At 61.7% G+C, this 17,204-nt stretch carries 16 protein-coding genes; 13 read left to right on the forward strand and 3 right to left on the reverse strand.

The annotated features are described in order from the left end of the window. Nucleotides 1-82: 82 nt before the first annotated feature. From G559_RS0106430 to ispD, 5 genes are all read left to right on the forward strand, one after another. Nucleotides 83-1,714 (forward strand): CTP synthase, encoded by a 1,632-nt coding sequence (locus tag G559_RS0106430; protein ID WP_028627460.1) that lies wholly within the window; start codon nucleotides 83-85, stop codon nucleotides 1,712-1,714. Nucleotides 1,715-1,717: 3 nt separating this feature from the next. Beyond that, nucleotides 1,718-2,563, forward strand: a complete 846-nt coding sequence (gene kdsA / locus G559_RS0106435; RefSeq protein ID WP_028627461.1) for a 3-deoxy-8-phosphooctulonate synthase — start codon at nucleotides 1,718-1,720, stop codon at nucleotides 2,561-2,563. A gap of 144 nt (nucleotides 2,564-2,707) precedes the next feature. Further along, nucleotides 2,708-3,997, forward strand: a complete 1,290-nt coding sequence (gene eno, locus G559_RS0106440) for a phosphopyruvate hydratase (RefSeq protein ID WP_028627462.1) — start codon at nucleotides 2,708-2,710, stop codon at nucleotides 3,995-3,997. Nucleotides 3,998-4,160: 163 nt separating this feature from the next. Beyond that, nucleotides 4,161-4,445 (forward strand): cell division protein FtsB, encoded by a 285-nt coding sequence (ftsB, locus tag G559_RS0106445; RefSeq protein WP_028627463.1) that lies wholly within the window; start codon nucleotides 4,161-4,163, stop codon nucleotides 4,443-4,445. Further along, entirely contained in the window at nucleotides 4,442-5,152 is a 711-nt protein-coding gene (ispD, locus tag G559_RS0106450; RefSeq protein ID WP_028627464.1) for a 2-C-methyl-D-erythritol 4-phosphate cytidylyltransferase, read from the forward strand. Before ftsB ends, ispD begins: the two co-directional genes overlap by 4 nt. Here ispD and G559_RS0106455 read toward each other — a convergent pair. Beyond that, complete coding sequence (locus G559_RS0106455; RefSeq protein ID WP_028627465.1) at nucleotides 5,128-6,042, reverse strand: LysR substrate-binding domain-containing protein; 915 nt, start codon at nucleotides 6,040-6,042, stop codon at nucleotides 5,128-5,130. The two genes, ispD and G559_RS0106455, sit on opposite strands and share 25 nt — an antisense overlap. 103 nt (nucleotides 6,043-6,145) lie before the next feature. Between G559_RS0106455 and G559_RS0106460 the strand changes: the two genes are divergently transcribed. The 8 genes from G559_RS0106460 to rpoS all read left to right on the forward strand — a co-directional run bounded on the left by G559_RS0106460 (nucleotide 6,146) and on the right by rpoS (nucleotide 13,311). Then, nucleotides 6,146-7,258, forward strand: coding sequence for an S-(hydroxymethyl)glutathione dehydrogenase/class III alcohol dehydrogenase (locus G559_RS0106460; protein WP_028627466.1), 1,113 nt, complete (start codon nucleotides 6,146-6,148; stop codon nucleotides 7,256-7,258). 66 nt (nucleotides 7,259-7,324) lie between these two features. Next, nucleotides 7,325-8,170 (forward strand): S-formylglutathione hydrolase, encoded by an 846-nt coding sequence (gene fghA / locus G559_RS0106465; protein WP_028627467.1) that lies wholly within the window; start codon nucleotides 7,325-7,327, stop codon nucleotides 8,168-8,170. Nucleotides 8,171-8,223: 53 nt separating this feature from the next. Further along, a complete protein-coding gene (gene ispF, locus G559_RS0106470; RefSeq protein ID WP_028627468.1) occupies nucleotides 8,224-8,697 on the forward strand; it encodes a 2-C-methyl-D-erythritol 2,4-cyclodiphosphate synthase in 474 nt (157 codons plus the stop codon). Next, on the forward strand, nucleotides 8,694-9,752 hold the full coding sequence (gene truD / locus G559_RS0106475; protein ID WP_028627469.1) for a tRNA pseudouridine(13) synthase TruD: 1,059 nt from the start codon (nucleotides 8,694-8,696) through the stop codon (nucleotides 9,750-9,752). The genes ispF and truD overlap by 4 nt, the downstream gene beginning before the upstream one ends. Continuing rightward, on the forward strand, nucleotides 9,740-10,489 hold the full coding sequence (gene surE, locus G559_RS0106480; RefSeq protein ID WP_028627470.1) for a 5'/3'-nucleotidase SurE: 750 nt from the start codon (nucleotides 9,740-9,742) through the stop codon (nucleotides 10,487-10,489). Before truD ends, surE begins: the two co-directional genes overlap by 13 nt. Then, nucleotides 10,489-11,166 carry a protein-L-isoaspartate(D-aspartate) O-methyltransferase gene (locus G559_RS0106485; protein ID WP_028627471.1) on the forward strand — a complete coding sequence of 226 codons (678 nt, stop codon included), beginning with the start codon at nucleotides 10,489-10,491 and terminating at the stop codon, nucleotides 11,164-11,166. The genes surE and G559_RS0106485 overlap by 1 nt, the downstream gene beginning before the upstream one ends. A gap of 160 nt (nucleotides 11,167-11,326) precedes the next feature. Continuing rightward, a complete protein-coding gene (locus G559_RS0106490) occupies nucleotides 11,327-12,199 on the forward strand; it encodes a peptidoglycan DD-metalloendopeptidase family protein (RefSeq protein ID WP_081667941.1) in 873 nt (290 codons plus the stop codon). Between the two features lie 107 nt (nucleotides 12,200-12,306). Further along, on the forward strand, nucleotides 12,307-13,311 hold the full coding sequence (gene rpoS / locus G559_RS0106495; RefSeq protein ID WP_028627473.1) for an RNA polymerase sigma factor RpoS: 1,005 nt from the start codon (nucleotides 12,307-12,309) through the stop codon (nucleotides 13,309-13,311). Nucleotides 13,312-13,846: 535 nt separating this feature from the next. On the opposite strand, the gene fdxA is transcribed toward rpoS, so the two are convergent. Beyond that, a complete protein-coding gene (fdxA, locus tag G559_RS0106505; protein ID WP_028627474.1) occupies nucleotides 13,847-14,170 on the reverse strand; it encodes a ferredoxin FdxA in 324 nt (107 codons plus the stop codon). A gap of 140 nt (nucleotides 14,171-14,310) precedes the next feature. Then, nucleotides 14,311-16,878, reverse strand: a complete 2,568-nt coding sequence (mutS, locus tag G559_RS0106510; protein WP_155945684.1) for a DNA mismatch repair protein MutS — start codon at nucleotides 16,876-16,878, stop codon at nucleotides 14,311-14,313. Nucleotides 16,879-17,204 lie beyond the last annotated feature (326 nt).

Raw genomic sequence — 17,204 nt, forward strand, 5'->3', positions numbered from 1 at the left:
GGCGCTCCATGGTTGAAGGCCATAGCCCTTCATCGCTTTCCCCGGCGGCTTTCCGCCTAAACGCAGACTTCTAGGGTTTTTCATGACGCGCTATATCTTCGTCACGGGCGGTGTTGTTTCTTCTTTGGGGAAAGGCATCGCCTCGGCATCCTTGGCCGCCATTCTGGAAGCGCGGGGGCTGAAGGTCACCATGCTCAAGCTGGACCCGTACATCAACGTGGACCCGGGTACCATGAGCCCCTTCCAGCACGGTGAAGTCTTCGTGACCGAAGACGGTGCCGAGACCGACCTCGACCTGGGCCATTACGAGCGCTTCGTAAGCACCACCATGACCCAGAACAACAACTTCACCACCGGCCGCGTCTATGCCGATGTGCTGCGCAAGGAGCGCCGTGGTGACTATCTGGGTGCCACCATCCAGGTGATTCCGCACATCACCGACGAGATCAAGCACCGCATCATCAAGGGCGCCGCTGGTGCGGACGTGGCCCTGGTGGAAATCGGCGGCACCGTCGGCGACATCGAGTCCCAGCCTTTCCTCGAAGCCATCCGCCAGTTGCGCGTGGAAGTGGGTGCCAAGCGCGCCATGCTGATGCACCTGACCCTGGTGCCCTACATCGCCACCGCTGGCGAGACCAAGACCAAGCCGACCCAGCACTCGGTGAAGGAGCTGCGCTCCATCGGTCTGCAGCCGGACGTGCTGATCTGCCGTTCCGACCATGACGTTGACCTGTCCTCCCGCCGCAAGATCGCCCTGTTCACCAACGTGGAAGAGCGCGCGGTGATCTCCCTGCAGGACGTCGACACCATCTACAAGATTCCGTCCGTGCTGCACGCCCAGGGCCTGGACGACATCGTCGTCGAGCGCTTTGGCCTGCAATGCGGCAGTGCCGACCTCTCCGAGTGGGACCGCGTGGTGGATGCCAAGCTGAACCCCGAGAACGAAGTCACCATCGCCATGGTCGGCAAGTACATGGAGCTGCTGGACGCCTACAAGTCGCTGATCGAAGCGATGAGCCACGCCGGTATCCAGAATCGCACCAAGGTGAACTTGCGCTACATCGATTCCGAAGACATCGAAACCCAGGGCACTGCCTTGCTGGAAGGCGTTGACGCCATCCTGGTTCCGGGCGGATTCGGCCTGCGTGGTGTGGAAGGCAAGATCTCCACCGTGCGCTATGCCCGCGAGAACAAGATCCCCTATCTTGGCATCTGCCTTGGCATGCAGGTGGCGGTGATCGAGTACGCCCGTAACGTACTGGGCTGGACCGACGCCAACTCCACCGAATTCGATAAATCCAGCGGCCATCCGGTCGTGGGCCTGATCACCGAGTGGGAAGACGCTACCGGCGCTACCGAAATCCGTACTGAAGCCTCTGACCTCGGCGGCACCATGCGCCTCGGCGCTCAGGCCTGCCAGCTGGAAAACGGCTCCCTGGTCCATGACTGCTATGGCAAGGACGAGATCGTCGAGCGCCATCGCCACCGCTACGAAGTTAACAACAACCTGCTGCCGCAATTGCAGGAAGCCGGCTTGAAGGTCACCGGTCGTTCTGGCGACGGTGCCCTGGTGGAAGTCGTGGAAGCTCCGGATCATCCGTGGTTCGTGGCTTGCCAGTTCCACCCGGAGTTCACCTCCACCCCGCGTTACGGCCACCCGCTGTTCAGCGGCTTCGTCAACGCCGCTCTGGCGCAGAAAGCGAAGAAGGCCTGACCCATGGCGCAGAAGATCGTCCGCGTCGGCAATATCGATATCGCCAACGACAAGCCGTTCGTGCTCTTCGGAGGCATGAACGTGCTGGAGTCCCGCGACCTGGCCCTGAAGGTTTGCGAAGAATACGTGCGGGTGACCGAGAAGCTCGGTATCCCCTACGTGTTCAAAGCCAGCTTTGACAAGGCCAACCGCTCCTCGATCAACTCCTTCCGTGGCCCGGGCCTGGAAGAGGGCATGAAGATTTTCGAGGAAGTGAAGAAAACCTTCGGCGTACCGGTGATCACCGACGTCCATGAGCCCTACCAGGCAGCCCCAGTGGCCGAGGTATGCGACATCATCCAGCTGCCGGCCTTCCTGTCCCGGCAGACCGATCTGGTGGTGGCCATGGCCAAGACCGGTGCGGTGATCAACATCAAGAAAGCCCAATTCCTTGCGCCCCAGGAGATGAAACACATCCTGACCAAGTGCGAGGAAGCCGGTAATGATCGCCTGATCCTCTGCGAGCGCGGCTCCTCCTTCGGTTACAACAACCTGGTCGTGGACATGCTCGGCTTCGGCATCATGAAGCAGTTCGAGTACCCGGTATTCTTCGACGTCACCCACGCCTTGCAGATGCCGGGCGGACGCGCCGACTCCGCTGGCGGCCGCCGTGCCCAGGTCACCGACCTGGCGAAGGCCGGCATGAGCCAGGGCCTGGCCGGTCTGTTCCTCGAGGCCCACCCGGACCCGGACAACGCCAAGTGCGATGGCCCTTGCGCGCTGCGCCTGAATAAACTCGAGCCCTTCCTGTCCCAGCTCAAGCAGCTGGACGACCTGGTCAAGAGTTTTCCGCCGATCGAGACTGCCTGAACCGGCCTTTCTCCGGTAAAGTGCCGCGTGGGCACAATCTGACCGATCGGTCAGGACATTCGCCGGGTCAGCCGACCCCGAGGCCCGGCGAATCGCCTCACTTTCTGCTGAGCGTTTTCGTCAACTTTTGGAGTGCTAACAACAATGGCAAAGATCGTCGACATCAAGGGCCGCGAGGTTCTGGACTCCCGTGGCAACCCCACTGTGGAAGCCGATGTGATCCTCGAGAACGGCATCATCGGTAGCGCTTGCGCGCCGTCCGGTGCTTCCACCGGTTCCCGCGAGGCACTGGAACTGCGTGATGGCGACAAGAGCCGTTACCTGGGCAAGGGCGTACTGAAGGCCGTAGCCAACATCAACGGCCCGATTCGCGATCTGTTGCTGGGCAAGGACGCTGTCGATCAGAAAGCCCTGGACCGCGCCATGATCGAACTGGACGGCACCGAGAACAAGGCCAAGCTGGGCGCCAACGCCATCCTCGCCGTGTCCCTGGCCGCCGCCAAGGCCGCTGCCCAGGCCAAGGGCGTGCCGCTCTACGCTCACATTGCCGACCTGAACGGCACGCCGGGTCAGTACTCCATGCCCGTCCCGATGATGAACATCATCAACGGCGGCGAGCACGCCGATAACAACGTCGACATCCAGGAGTTCATGGTTCAGCCGGTTGGCGCCAAGAGCTTCGCCGACGCCCTGCGCATGGGCACCGAAATCTTCCACCACCTGAAAGCCGTGCTGAAGGCCCGTGGCCTGAACACTGCCGTAGGTGACGAAGGTGGCTTCGCGCCGAACCTGGCTTCCAACGAAGACGCTCTGGCCGCTATCGCCGAAGCCGTCGCCAATGCCGGCTACAAGCTGGGCACTGACGTGACCCTGGCACTGGATTGCGCCTCCAGCGAATTCTTCAAGGACGGCAAGTACGACCTGGCCGGCGAAGGCAAGGTGTTCGACGCTGCCGGTTTCGCTGATTACCTGGCTGGTCTGACCCAGCGCTACCCGATCATCTCCATCGAAGACGGTATGGACGAGTCCGACTGGGCCGGCTGGAAAGACCTGACCGACAAGATCGGTGCCAAGGTGCAGCTGGTGGGTGACGACCTGTTCGTGACCAACACCAAGATCCTCAAGGAAGGCATCGAGAAGAGCATTGCCAACTCGATCCTGATCAAGTTCAACCAGATCGGCTCCCTGACCGAGACTCTGGAAGCCATCCAGATGGCCAAGGCTGCCGGCTACACCGCGGTGATCTCCCACCGTTCGGGCGAGACCGAAGACAGCACCATCGCCGACCTTGCCGTAGGCACCGCCGCCGGTCAGATCAAGACCGGCTCCCTGTGCCGTTCCGACCGCGTCTCCAAGTACAACCAGCTGCTGCGTATCGAAGAGCAACTGGGCGGCAAGGCGCCTTACCGCGGCCGTGCCGAGTTCCGCGGCTAAGTCCGCAGCTGCAATCGGTCAGGCCGGGTTGAAATCAGCCGCTGAATGCCTCTTTACTTCATGTAAACTGCGCGTCATCACCTGATTTCAACCTGCCCGGCCGGCAGGGACTGGTAGAAGGGCAGCGCAAGCTGCCCTTTTCGCATGGATACTCCCTGGCAAAATGACTCGCCCAAACACTTACTGGTTGTTCGTTGTCCTGATCCTGATGCTGGCGGGCCTGCAGTATCGCCTCTGGGTGGGCGACGGCAGCCTGGCGCAGGTCCAGGATCTACAGCAACAGATTGCCGAGCAGCAAGGTGAGAACGAACGCCTGCTGGAGCGCAACCGTATCCTGGAGGCCGAAGTGATGGAGCTTAAAAAGGGTATGGAAACTGTCGAAGAGCGTGCCCGTCATGAACTGGGCATGGTCAAGGAAGGCGAAACCCTCTACCAGATTTCCGAATGAACCAGGCCGATATCCCTTTCTTCTGGGCAGTGATCCCTGCCGCTGGCGCCGGTGCCCGCATGCGTGCCGACCGTCCCAAGCAATACCTTGAGCTTGCCGGGCGAACCATTCTCGAGCACAGCCTCGACTGTTTCCTCGATCACCCTCAGCTCAAGGGGCTGGTGATCAGCCTTTCGGCGGATGATCCGTATTGGCCTGCGCTGTCCTGCGCCAGCGACGAGCGCATCATCCGTGCCGACGGTGGCAAGGAGCGCGCGGATTCGGTGCTAAGCGCACTGTTGCGTCTGGCCGAGCGCGGCGCCCGCGCGAATGATTGGGTGCTGGTGCATGATGCGGCGCGGCCGAACCTGTCACGTTTCGACCTTGATCTGCTTCTGGCCGAGTTGGCCGATGATCCAGTGGGTGGCTTGCTCGCCGTCCCGGCACGGGACACCTTGAAGCGCGCCAGTGCCGACGGCCGGGTAGCGGAAACCGTCGATCGCAGCCTGATCTGGCAGGCTTATACGCCGCAGATGTTCCGCTTTGGCGCTCTGCATCGGGCCCTGGCCGATGCCCTGGTCGCCGGTGTCGCCATCACTGACGAAGCGTCCGCCATGGAATGGGCGGGGAACGCACCCAGGCTGGTGGAGGGGCGCGCCGACAACCTCAAGATCACGCGCCCCGAAGACCTCGACTGGTTACGTCAGCGCTGGTCGACGCGCGGCTGATCCAGCGCGTACTCAGGCCGTTCGGCCAACCCTTCTTTCAGCAGATCCACCAGTTGCCGCACCTTGGGCGAGAGGTGGCGTTGCTGTGGATAAAGTGCCCACACCGCCGTGTTTGGCGGTCGATGTTGTTCCAGCAGAGACACCAATGCGCCGCTGCGCAGGTGCTCCAGCACGTAGTAATCAGGTAGTTGGCACAGGCCGAAACCGCGCAAGGCTGCATCCAGCACTGCTTGGCCGCTGTTGCAGCGCCAATTGCCATGGATGCGGATGGCGTGTTCGCGCCCCTGCTGCAGAAAGTCCCAATGGTCGGCACTGCCAACCAGACAATTGTGCCGGGCCAGTTCCGAGAGGCTGTGGGGGCGACCGTAACGTTCAAGGTAGGAAGGCGCCGCGCACAGGTACATGACCCGCGGTGCCAGGCGTGTGGCCACCAGCCGCGAATCCTGCAAGCGGCCCAGGCGTATCGCCAGGTCGAGCCCTTCGTGCACCAGGTCCAGGGCACGGTTGCTGAGCTCGATATCCACACGCAACTGCGGATGGCGCGCCATGAACTCGTTGACCAGCGGCACGATGAAGCGCTCGCCATAGGCCACCGCGCAGGTCAGGCGCAGCAAGCCCTTGGGTTCGCTGGTCAGGTCGCTCACCGCGCGCAGGGCTTCCTCGCGCGCATCCATCAGACGTTGGCAATGTTGCAGGAAGGTTTGTCCAGCCTCGGTGAGGGCGACCTTGCGGGTGCTTCGATAGAACAACCGCGTCTGCAGGCGTTCTTCCAGGCGGGCGATCTGTCGGCTGACATGGGACGACGAGATGCCCAGACGCTCGGCAGCTGCAGTGAACTGGCCTGACTCTGCGACCGCAACGAACTCGTCCAGGCCTTCCCACCGACTCATTGATTATCCCTCCACTGCAATAATGTTTTGCTTTGTGGCTGATTATTTACCATAGGCAGCTCAACTACACTCCCTGGCCATTTCAATCAGCTGGAGAATGACCATGATCAAGTCCCGTGCCGCTGTGGCGTTTGCGCCCAACCAGCCGTTGCAAATCGTCGAAGTCGACGTGGCACCGCCCAAGGCCGGCGAAGTCCTGGTGCGGATCGTGGCCACCGGCGTCTGCCACACCGATGCCTACACGCTGTCCGGCGCTGACTCCGAAGGCGTGTTTCCCTGCATCCTTGGCCATGAGGGGGGCGGCATCGTCGAAGCCGTGGGCGAGGGCGTCACTTCGCTGGCCGTGGGTGACCATGTGATTCCGCTGTACACGGCCGAATGCCGTGAGTGCAAATTCTGCAAATCCGGCAAGACCAACCTGTGCCAGAAAGTACGCGCCACCCAGGGCAAGGGCCTGATGCCGGATGGCACCAGCCGCTTCAGCTACAACGGCCAACCGATTTACCACTACATGGGCTGCTCCACTTTCTCCGAGTACACCGTGCTACCGGAAATCTCCCTGGCGAAGATTCCGAAAGAAGCGCCGCTGGAGAAGGTCTGCCTGCTGGGCTGCGGTGTGACCACGGGTATCGGCGCCGTGCTCAACACCGCCAAGGTTGAAGAGGGCGCCACCGTGGCTATCTTCGGTCTGGGCGGCATCGGTCTGGCCGCGATCATCGGCGCCAAGATGGCCAAGGCCTCGCGCATCATCGCCGTCGACATCAATCCGGAGAAGTTCGACGTGGCCCGTGAACTGGGTGCCACCGACTTCGTCAATCCGAAGGACCACGCCAAGCCGATCCAAGACGTCATCGTCGAAATGACCGATGGCGGTGTGGATTACAGCTTCGAGTGCGTCGGCAACGTCAACCTGATGCGCGCGGCGCTCGAGTGCTGCCACAAGGGGTGGGGCGAGTCCGTCATCATCGGCGTGGCGCCGGCCGGTGCGGAAATCAGTACTCGTCCGTTCCAGCTGGTGACCGGTCGCGTGTGGCGCGGTTCGGCCTTTGGCGGCGTGAAGGGACGTACCGAGCTGCCGAGCTATGTGGACAAGGCGCAGAAGGGCGAAATCCCGCTGGATACCTTCATCACCCACACCATGGGGCTGGACGACATCAACAAGGCCTTCGACCTGATGCACGAAGGCAAGAGCATCCGTTCGGTCGTCCACTACTAATCAGACGGGCAGCCCGAGGCAGGCAAGGCATCCAGCTTCGGGCGCGGCTTTGACGGAGATCGCTCCATGACCCTTGAAATCGTTTCCAGCAACAAGAGCTTCGGCGGGTGGCACAAGCGCTACCGTCACCGCTCTACCAGCCTGAACTGCGACATGGTGTTCGCCGTCTACCTCCCGCCCCAGGCGGAGCAAGGCGAGAAGTTACCAGTGCTCTACTGGCTGTCGGGGCTGACCTGCACCGATGAGAACTTCATGCAGAAGGCTGGCGCGCAGCGCCTGGCGGCGGAACTGGGGTTGATTATCGTTGCCCCGGATACCAGCCCGCGTGGTGCAGATGTACCCGGTGATCCGGACAACGCCTGGGATTTCGGCCTGGGCGCCGGCTTCTATCTGAATGCCACCCAGGAGCCCTATGCGCGCCATTACCGCATGCATGACTACGTGGTGCATGAGTTGCCGGCGCTGATCGAGGCCAACTTCCCGGTCTCCGAGAGGCGCGGGATCAGCGGCCATTCCATGGGCGGTCACGGCGCGCTGGTTTGTGCCCTGCGTAACCCGGGACGCTATCAGTCGTTGTCGGCATTCGCGCCGATCAGTAATCCCATGGCCTGCCCCTGGGGTGAGAAAGCCTTCGGCCGTTATCTGGGCGAGGACCGTACCCGTTGGCGTGAATGGGATGCCAGTGTGCTGTTGGCCGAGGCTTCTGAACGTTTGCCGATTCTGGTGGACCAGGGCGATCGCGATGACTTCCTCGCCAATCAGCTCAAGCCTGAGGCCCTCCAAGCGGCGGCCAAGGCGGCGGGACACCCACTGACCCTGCGCCTTCAGCCGGGTTACGACCACAGCTACTACTTCATCGCCAGCTTCGTCGGCGATCACCTGCGGCACCATGCGGAGGCGTTGAAAGCCTAAGCACAACCAAAGCAGGTAGAATCACGCCCTGACTTTTCAGGGCGTTCTTCCTTATGCGAATTGGCCACGGCTACGACGTACACCGCTTCGGTGAAGGTGACTTCATCACCCTGGGCGGCGTGCGCATCCCCCACAAGTTCGGGCTCGTCGCCCATTCCGACGGCGATGTGCTGCTTCACGCGCTTTGCGATGCCTTGCTAGGCGCTGCGGCGCTGGGGGATATCGGCAAGCATTTCCCGGACACCGATCCACAGTTCAAGGGTGCCGACAGCCGCGCGCTGCTGCGTCACGTGCTGTCGCTGGTGAAGGCCAAGGGCTGGAAGGTGGGGAACGTGGACGGAACCATTGTTGCTCAGGCACCGAAGATGGCCCCTCATATCGAGGCCATGCGCGCCAACATCGCCGCTGACCTGGGGGTAGAGCTGGACCAGGTCAACGTCAAGGCCACTACTACCGAGAAGCTGGGCTTCACCGGTCGCGAGGAGGGCATTGCCGTGCATGCGGTGGCCCTGTTGCTGCCGGCATGACCGAACTCGAACTGCTGGGCCCGCGCGCCCATGGCGAACCTCTGGGACGGGCTCAACTGAAGGCCGTGGCTGAGGATTTTCAGGTCGATGAAGTGCTGGACATTCCGCTGGAGGGTGCAGGCGAGCATCTCTGGCTCTGGGTGGAAAAGCGCGAGCTGAACACCGAGGAAGCAGCCCGGCGCATTGCCCGTGCTGCTGGCGTACCGCTGAAAGTGGTCAGCTACGCTGGACTAAAGGATCGGCAGGCATTGACCCGACAGTGGTTCAGCCTGCACCTGCCAGGCAAGGCCGATCCAGACCTGTCCGCTGCCGAGAATGCCAACCTGCGCATCCTCAAGATTGTGCGCCACAAGCGAAAGCTGCAGCGTGGCGCCCATTCGGCTAACGGTTTCATCCTTCGTTTGACTCGTCTGGAGGCGGATCGTGAGGCGATCGACGCGCGCCTGAAGTGCCTGGCGGAAGCAGGTGTGCCCAACTATTTCGGCCTGCAGCGCTTCGGGCATGGTGGCGGCAACGTGGTCGACGCTCGCGCCTTCGCCGAGCGCAAGGAGCTGCCGGTACAGCGCAACTTGCGTTCGCGGCTGCTCTCGGCCGGACGTAGCTACCTGTTCAACCGGGTGCTGGCCGAGCGCGTCGCCGCGGGCACCTGGAACCAGGCCCAGGTAGGTGACCTGTTGGCCTTCACCGACAGTCGCAGTTTCTTCCCGGCAGGCGAGGCTGAATGCAGCGACCCGCGCTTGGCGCAACTCGATCTGCACCCGACCGGTCCGCAATGGGGAGAAGGACCATCGCCCGTCCAGGGACAGGCGCAAACGCTCGAGGCGGCGGTGGCCGCGGCCGAGCCGGCACTTTGCCACTGGTTGGCGGAAGCGCGAATGGCGCACGAACGGCGCATCCTCCGCCTCCCCATTGGCGGCCTGACGTGGCATTATCCCGAGCCTGACGTTCTGCAACTGGAATTCGTCCTGCCGGCTGGATGCTTCGCCACCGCAGTGGTGCGTGAGCTCGTCGATCTGCTGCCGGCGGGGCAGACGGAAAACCCATGCGCATTCTGATTTCCAACGACGACGGGGTGAATGCCCCGGGTCTCGCCGCTCTACATGGCACGCTCAAGGATTACGCCGACTGCGTGGTCATTGCGCCAGACCAGGACAAGAGTGGTGCCAGCAGCTCTCTGACGCTGGACCGCCCGCTTCACCCCAGCACGCTGGATAACGGTTTCATCAGCCTCAATGGCACGCCGACCGACTGCGTCCACCTGGGGCTCAACGGTATGCTTGAGCATTTGCCAGACATGGTGGTGTCGGGCATCAATCTCGGAGCCAATCTCGGGGATGACGTGCTCTATTCCGGTACCGTGGCCGCCGCTCTGGAAGGGCGCTTCCTCGGGCTGCCGGCGTTCGCCTTCTCACTGTTGTCGCGTCAGGCGGACAACCTGCCCGCTGCCGCGCACATCGCCCGCCGACTGGTGGCCGCCCATGACCGGCTCGACCTGCCACCGCGCACCGTGCTCAATGTAAATATCCCCAATCTGCCGCTGGAGCGTATCCGTGGTATCCAACTGACCCGGCTGGGCCATCGAGCGCGGGCTGCAGCGCCCGTGAAGGTGGTCAATCCCCGGGGTAAGGAGGGATACTGGATTTCCGCAGCCGGTGACGCCGAAGACGGTGGGCCGGGGACGGATTTCCATGCGGTGATGCAAGGTTATGTGTCCATCACGCCCCTGCAACTCGATCGGACTTTCAACGAGGCTTTCCAGAGCCTCGATAGCTGGTTGGAGGGCCTGCTCTAATGCCCCGGGAACAGGACGACCTGATCCGGCGCGGGATCGGTATGACTTCCCAGCGCACCCGTGAGCGCCTTATCCAGCGTCTGTACGAGGAAGGGCTGTCCAACGCCCGCGTACTCGAAACCATTCGCCGGACACCGCGTCACCTGTTCGTCGATGAGGCCTTGGCCCATCGCGCCTACGAAGACACCGCGCTGCCGATTGGGCACAACCAGACCATCTCGCAGCCCTACATGGTTGCGCGGATGACCGAACTTCTGCTGGCCGCTGGCCCGCTGGACAAGGTGCTGGAGATCGGTACCGGTTCGGGTTATCAGACTGCGATTCTTGCGCAGCTGGTTGAGCGGGTGTTTTCTGTCGAGCGCATCCAGGTACTGCAGGACAAAGCCAAGGAACGCCTCGCGGTGCTCAACCTGCGCAACGTGGTGTTCCGTTGGGGCGACGGTTGGGAAGGCTGGCCAGCGCTGGCACCCTACAATGGCATCATAGTGACTGCTGCCGCGGCGGACGTCCCGCAGGCATTGCTCGATCAACTGGCACCGGGCGGACGCCTGGTGATCCCGGTGGGCGCTGGCGACGTCCAGCAACTGATGCTGATCATTCGTGAAGAGCAGGGCTTCACCCGTCATGTGCTCGATGCGGTGCGCTTCGTACCGCTGCTCAGCGGACCCCTGGCCTGAGCCCGCCGTCGGGGGAACCTGCGTCGCAGGTAACTTTCTGATGCATCGCCAAGCTGTCCACCTGCTGTACTTTGTGCGGCAGGCGGCTGGCTCGACCGGATATTTCCGGCACAATAATCAAGTATTAGGAACGTTGGGAAAGGGGACAAGAGTGAGCCTAATGGCCATTCGGCAGTGGATTCGCATGGGGAATGGGCTCATCTGGTTGCCCGCTGTTGCCGTTGGCGTCTTGCTCGCCGGCTGTACCAGCACCCAGAAAAGCAGCGTCGGCGTGGTCGACCGCAACCACTCGGGGGCGAACTCTGCCGTGCAGCGGCAACCCGTTACCAGCGGCCAGTACCGCGTCCAGCGCGGTGACACCCTCTATTCCATAGCTTTTCGCTTCGGCTGGGATTGGAAAGCTCTGGCCGCGCGCAATGGGATCCCCTCTCCGTACGTGATTCGCCCTGGGCAGATCATCCGTTTCGATGGCCAGCCTGGTCAGACCCGTCCTACGGCAGTTGCCACGGCACCTGTGGTGACCAATCCAAGGGCGGGTAGCAGCGTTTCCAGCCGCCCGCCCGTGCCGCCCCAGCAGCCGACTGTCCGCCCGCAGTCGCAGCCTCAGAAAACCGTGGCGGCAGTGCAGGCATCTACGCCGAACGCCTCTATTCCGCGCTCTGCAGCCGGGTGGGTGTGGCCGGCGAGTGGTCCTCTGATCGGGCGTTTTTCGTCAAACGGCAGTTTGAATAAAGGGATTGATATCGCTGGGGAATTAGGCCAGCCTGTCTTGGCTGCGTCAGATGGATCAGTTGTTTATGCCGGAAGTGGATTACGGGGCTACGGCGAATTGGTCATCATCAAACACAGCGATACCTACGTAAGCGCCTATGGTCATAACCGTAGGCTGCTGGTGCGGGAGGGACAGCAGGTCAAGGTCGGGCAGACAATTGCCGAGATGGGCTCAACGGGGACTGACCGGGTGAAGCTTCATTTTGAGATTCGCCGTCAAGGTAAGCCTGTAGACCCGCTGCAATACCTACCTCGTCGTTGATCCGTTTTTCAGCCCGTTCCACCACGTGGTAAGGACGGGCTCGGGCGGCGCCAGGGATATAAGGCATCGCCAGGGCTTGTTGTCGAACTCAGCAAGGGACAACAACAATGGCACTCAATAAAGAAGCGCCGGAGTTTGACGTCGATGACGAGCTGCTCCTTCTGGAGCCGGGCGTTATTTTGGATGATGCGTTGAGCGAGGAGAGCGACGCGCCTCCGCCCACCGCGAAATCCCGACATTCAAGCTCACCCAAGCAACACAAGTACATCGACTACACCCGCGCGCTAGACGCGACTCAGCTGTACCTCAACGAAATCGGCTTTTCCCCCCTGCTAACCCCGGAAGAAGAAGTGCACTTTGCGCGCCTAGCGCAGCGCGGAGACCCTGCCGGGCGCAAACGCATGATCGAAAGCAACCTCCGCCTTGTGGTGAAGATCGCGCGACGCTATGTCAATCGTGGTCTTTCGCTGCTCGACCTCATCGAAGAGGGCAACCTCGGTCTGATCCGGGCGGTGGAAAAGTTCGATCCCGAACGGGGCTTCCGCTTCTCTACCTATGCGACCTGGTGGATCCGTCAGACCATTGAACGGGCCATCATGAACCAGACCCGAACGATCCGCCTGCCGATCCATGTGGTCAAGGAACTCAACGTCTACCTGCGTGCTGCTCGAGAGCTGACCCACAAGCTGGATCACGAGCCTTCGCCGGAAGAAATCGCCAACCTGCTGGAAAAACCGGTCGATGAGGTCAAGCGCATGCTCGGTCTCAACGAGCGGGTGACTTCGGTGGATGTGTCCCTCGGGCCTGACTCGGACAAGACCCTGCTGGATACCCTTACCGATGACCGCCCCACCGACCCCTGCGAACTGCTACAGGACGATGACCTCTCGCAGAGCATCGACCAGTGGTTGTCCGAGCTGACTGACAAGCAGCGCGAAGTGGTAGTGCGTCGCTTTGGTCTGCGGGGCCATGAAAGCTGTACGCTTGAGGAAGTGGGCCAGGAAATAGGCCTGACCCGTGAGCGGGTGCGACAGATTCAGGTCGAAGCGCTGAAGCGTCTTCGGGAAATCCTGGAAAAGAATGGCTTGTCCAGTGATGCGCTGTTCCAGTAGTGAGTTAGCGATTCGAAAGAGCCCGGTTTAAGCCGGGCTTTTTTATGTGTTGCTGGTGGGAGCCCCGGCCGCTCGTTTCCCTTTTGGGAGGAGGGGAGACGGCCGCTTCGGCTGGAGTCACAAAGGTTCTCTTTTATGCATTGCTGTGTAAGTCATTGCTTACAAACTGTGTACGTGATCAGAGGAAGTTCCTGCTCGTGAATGGTGGGATATGTGCTGGGTTCAGGTTCAAGATATTGAAATATAAGGTTTTTATTGTTTTGTCTGATAACCCTTCCACTCTTCTAAGCACCGGCTCAGCAACTTGCTCGGTACTCCCGGATCGCTAATATCACTCCTGCGTACAGGATGTATGCAGGTTGATAAGGACATCGACCAAGGACATCGCCGGATGCGATTCATCAGGATGATGAGCAAGGAATACAGGGAATAGGGACAAAAGAGTGGGCGGGTATCCCCCGCCCCTTTTTTCGTCCCTAGGAAAGCAAAAGGCCCGCAGATGCGGGCCTTTTTGCGTTGGGGCTACCGAAGTGGATCAGCGCTCCAGGTGTTCCAGCTTGCCTTTGACTCCATCCCACTCTTCGGCGTCGGAGAGGGCGTCCTTCTTCTCGGTGATGTTTGGCCAGACTTCGGCCAGATCACGGTTCAGCTCGATGAACTCCTGCATATCCTCAGGCACTTCATCCTCGGAGAAGATGGCTTGCGCCGGGCACTCAGGCTCGCAAAGTGCGCAATCGATGCACTCGTCCGGGTGAATGACCAGGAAGTTCGGGCCTTCGTAGAAGCAGTCCACCGGACAGACTTCCACACAGTCGGTGTATTTGCATTTGATGCAGTTGTCGGTGACGACGAAGGTCATTTCTATTCTTCTCCTCAAGCGGCGGCTCGGAAGCCTTCTGTATCAGGCTTCTCGGCTCGGGAACTCACGGCACCGGGCAGGCTGATTCCCGGGTGCATTCCAGAGCGCGCGGGATTCTAGCAGCTTGTGCGGTTCAGGGGTTAGATGCGTGACTTCAATGTATATAACAGCTCCAGCGCCTGGCGGGGTGTCAGATCATCCGGCTTGATCTTCGCCAATTCGTCCAGCACCGGGTGAGGCAGGCTGGCGAAGAGGTCACTCTGCATGGGGGCACCCGGTTGGCCGGGGCTCTGGCGTGGGGTTTCATGGGGCAGGCTGGTAGTTTCCAGTCGCGCCAGATGTTCGCGAGCACGCTGGATCACATCGCCAGGCACTCCCGCCAGTTGCGCCACCGCCAAGCCGTAGCTTTGGCTCGCCGGACCGGGCAGCACGTGGTGCAAGAAGACGATGCGCTCGTTGTGCTCGGTGGCGTTCAGGTGGACGTTGGCCACTACCGACTCGCTTTCCGGCAGTACGGTCAGTTCGAAGTAGTGGGTGGCAAACAGCGTGAAGGCGCGCAGGCGGGCCAGGTGTTCAGCCGCCGCCCAGGCCAATGACAGGCCGTCGAAGGTGCTGGTGCCGCGGCCCACTTCGTCCATCAGCACCAGGCTGCTGGCGCTGGCGTTGTGCAGGATGTTAGCGGTCTCGCTCATCTCGACCATGAAGGTGGATCGGCCGCCAGCCAAGTCGTCGCTGGAACCGATACGGGTGAAGATACGGTCCACCAGCGATAGCTCGCAGCTGGCCGCCGGCACGAAGCAGCCGATATGGGCTAGCAGGACGATCAGGGCCGTCTGGCGCATGTAGGTTGACTTACCGCCCATGTTCGGGCCGGTGATGATCAGCATGCGGGTGGCATCGTCCAAGTCCAGGTCGTTGGCTACGAAGGGCGTGTCCAGCACCTGTTCCACTACCGGGTGGCGGCCCTCGCTGATGCGCATGCAGGGTTCGTCGACGAAGCGTGGCCGGTTCAGGTTGAGGTTCAGTGCGCGCTCGGAGAAGTTGCTCAGCACGTCCAGCTCGGCGAGGGCACCGGCCGTATCCTGCAGCGGGGCCAACTGCTCGATCAGCAGTTCGAGCAGTTCATCGTAGAGCATCTTTTCCCGTGCCAGGGCCCGGCTCTTGGCTGACAGTGCCTTGTCTTCGAAGGCCTTCAGCTCCGGGGTGATGAAGCGCTCGGCTCCCTTCAGCGTCTGGCGGCGGATATAGTCCGCCGGGGCCTGCTCGGCCTGCACGCGTGGCAACTCGATGTAGTAGCCGTGGATGCGGTTGTAGCCGACCTTCAGGTTGGGCAGGCCGGTGCGGGCCTTTTCCCGAGCTTCCAGGTCCATCAGGTATTGGCCGGCGTTTTCGCTCAGTGCCTGCAGTTCGTCCAGCTCGGCGTCGTAGCCGGTCTTGATCACGCCACCGTCGCGAATGACCGCCGGCGGATTGTCGATGATGGCGCGGGCCAGCAGGTCGGCCAGTTCGGGATAGGTACGGATGCTCCCGGCCAGGTCCTGCAGGTGTGGCGCTTCCAGTTCGGTCATGGCGCCTTGCAGTTGCGGCAGGGCGGCCAGGGCATCGCGCAGGCGCGCGAGGTCACGGGGACGCGCATTGCGCAGGCCGATGCGAGCGAGGATGCGCTCGACGTCGCCAATTTCCTTCAGCTGCGGTTGCAGGTTTTCGAAGCGATAGCGATCCAGCAGGCAGTCGATGGCATCCTGACGGGCCTCCAGCACGCCGCGGTCGCGCAACGGGCGGTTCAGCCAGCGGCTCAGGAGGCGGCTGCCCATTGCGGTCTGGCAACGGTCGATCACCGACTGCAGGGTATTGTCGCGGCCACCGGAAAGGTTGACGTCCAACTCCAGGTTGCGGCGGCTGGCAGCATCGAGGATCACGGTATCGTCGATGCGCTCATGGCGAAGGCTGCGCAAGTGGGGCAGGGCGGTGCGCTGGGTTTCTTTGGCATAGGCCAGCAGGCAGCCGGCGGAGCCGATGGCCAGGGTCAGGGTTTCGCAGCCGAAGCCTTTGAGGTCCTGAACGCCGAACTGCTGGCAGAGGCTCTTTTTCGCTGAGTCGCGGTCGAAATCCCAAGGCGCGCGACGGCGGACCCCCCGACGTTTTTCGGCCGGGAGCCCTTGGGGCCAATCGTCCGGGATCAGCAGTTCGGCGGGATTGAGGCGTTCCAGTTCTGCCAGGAGGTTCTCCCAGCCCTTGATTTCCTGAACGCTGAAACGGCCGCTGGTGATATCCAGCACCGCCACGCCGAACAGGCGTTCATCGCCCACTACGGCAGTCAGCAGGTTGTCGCGGCGTTCGTCCAGCAGCGCTTCGTCGCTGATGGTGCCAGGGGTGATGATGCGGACAACCTGGCGCTCCACCGGTCCTTTGCTGGTGGCCGGATCGCCGATCTGCTCGCAGATCACCACGGATTCGCCAAGCTTGACCAGCTTGGCCAGATAGCCCTCCACCGAGTGGAAAGGGATGCCCGCCATGGGGATGGACTTGCCGGCCGATTGGCCGCGCGCAGTCAGGGTGATGTCGAGAAGCTTGGCAGCCTTCTTGGCGTCCTCGTAGAAGATCTCGTAGAAGTCGCCCATGCGATAGAACATCAGCTGGTTCGGGTGCTGGTTTTTCAGCTTCCAGTACTGCTGCATCATCGGGGTGTGTTCGGAGAAATCCTGAATATCCTTTGCCATCAGCTAGTTAGCACTATGTCAGAATTTTTGTGGGGCAGAATTGGGGCTTTTCGCTTCTGGTTCTGGATGCTGCGCCAGATGTGTTGGGGCTCGTTTGGCCATTCGTCGCCCAACTACTTAGCGCGGCCCCGCGCCAGCATGGTGAAGTCCTAGAAGGCCTATCTGCGTCTAATTGCGCGCAAGGTTATCACGGTCATAGGGCGCTCGCAGGTAAGGTTGCGGCGGTAGGGGAAGGTGCTGCTTGGTCTAAGGTGGGTACGCTTTCGATCACTCGCCGATTGGCGATGAAGCTTTCAGTCTTACTGGTTGCGAAA

Source organism: Metapseudomonas resinovorans DSM 21078, assembly GCF_000423545.1.
Lineage (GTDB): Bacteria > Pseudomonadota > Gammaproteobacteria > Pseudomonadales > Pseudomonadaceae > Metapseudomonas > Metapseudomonas resinovorans.

Coding starts and splice junctions, on each gene's coding strand:
- kdsA (WP_028627461.1), top strand. CDS start 1,718: ATGGCGCAGAAGATCGTCCGCGTCGGCAATATCGATATCGCCAACGAC.
- fghA (WP_028627467.1), top strand. CDS start 7,325: ATGACCCTTGAAATCGTTTCCAGCAACAAGAGCTTCGGCGGGTGGCAC.
- G559_RS0106490 (WP_081667941.1), top strand. CDS start 11,327: ATGGCCATTCGGCAGTGGATTCGCATGGGGAATGGGCTCATCTGGTTG.
- fdxA (WP_028627474.1), bottom strand. CDS start 14,170: ATGACCTTCGTCGTCACCGACAACTGCATCAAATGCAAATACACCGAC.
- ispF (WP_028627468.1), top strand. CDS start 8,224: ATGCGAATTGGCCACGGCTACGACGTACACCGCTTCGGTGAAGGTGAC.
- G559_RS0106455 (WP_028627465.1), bottom strand. CDS start 6,042: ATGAGTCGGTGGGAAGGCCTGGACGAGTTCGTTGCGGTCGCAGAGTCA.
- G559_RS0106430 (WP_028627460.1), top strand. CDS start 83: ATGACGCGCTATATCTTCGTCACGGGCGGTGTTGTTTCTTCTTTGGGG.
- ftsB (WP_028627463.1), top strand. CDS start 4,161: ATGACTCGCCCAAACACTTACTGGTTGTTCGTTGTCCTGATCCTGATG.
- rpoS (WP_028627473.1), top strand. CDS start 12,307: ATGGCACTCAATAAAGAAGCGCCGGAGTTTGACGTCGATGACGAGCTG.
- surE (WP_028627470.1), top strand. CDS start 9,740: ATGCGCATTCTGATTTCCAACGACGACGGGGTGAATGCCCCGGGTCTC.
- eno (WP_028627462.1), top strand. CDS start 2,708: ATGGCAAAGATCGTCGACATCAAGGGCCGCGAGGTTCTGGACTCCCGT.
- G559_RS0106460 (WP_028627466.1), top strand. CDS start 6,146: ATGATCAAGTCCCGTGCCGCTGTGGCGTTTGCGCCCAACCAGCCGTTG.
- G559_RS0106485 (WP_028627471.1), top strand. CDS start 10,489: ATGCCCCGGGAACAGGACGACCTGATCCGGCGCGGGATCGGTATGACT.
- truD (WP_028627469.1), top strand. CDS start 8,694: ATGACCGAACTCGAACTGCTGGGCCCGCGCGCCCATGGCGAACCTCTG.
- ispD (WP_028627464.1), top strand. CDS start 4,442: ATGAACCAGGCCGATATCCCTTTCTTCTGGGCAGTGATCCCTGCCGCT.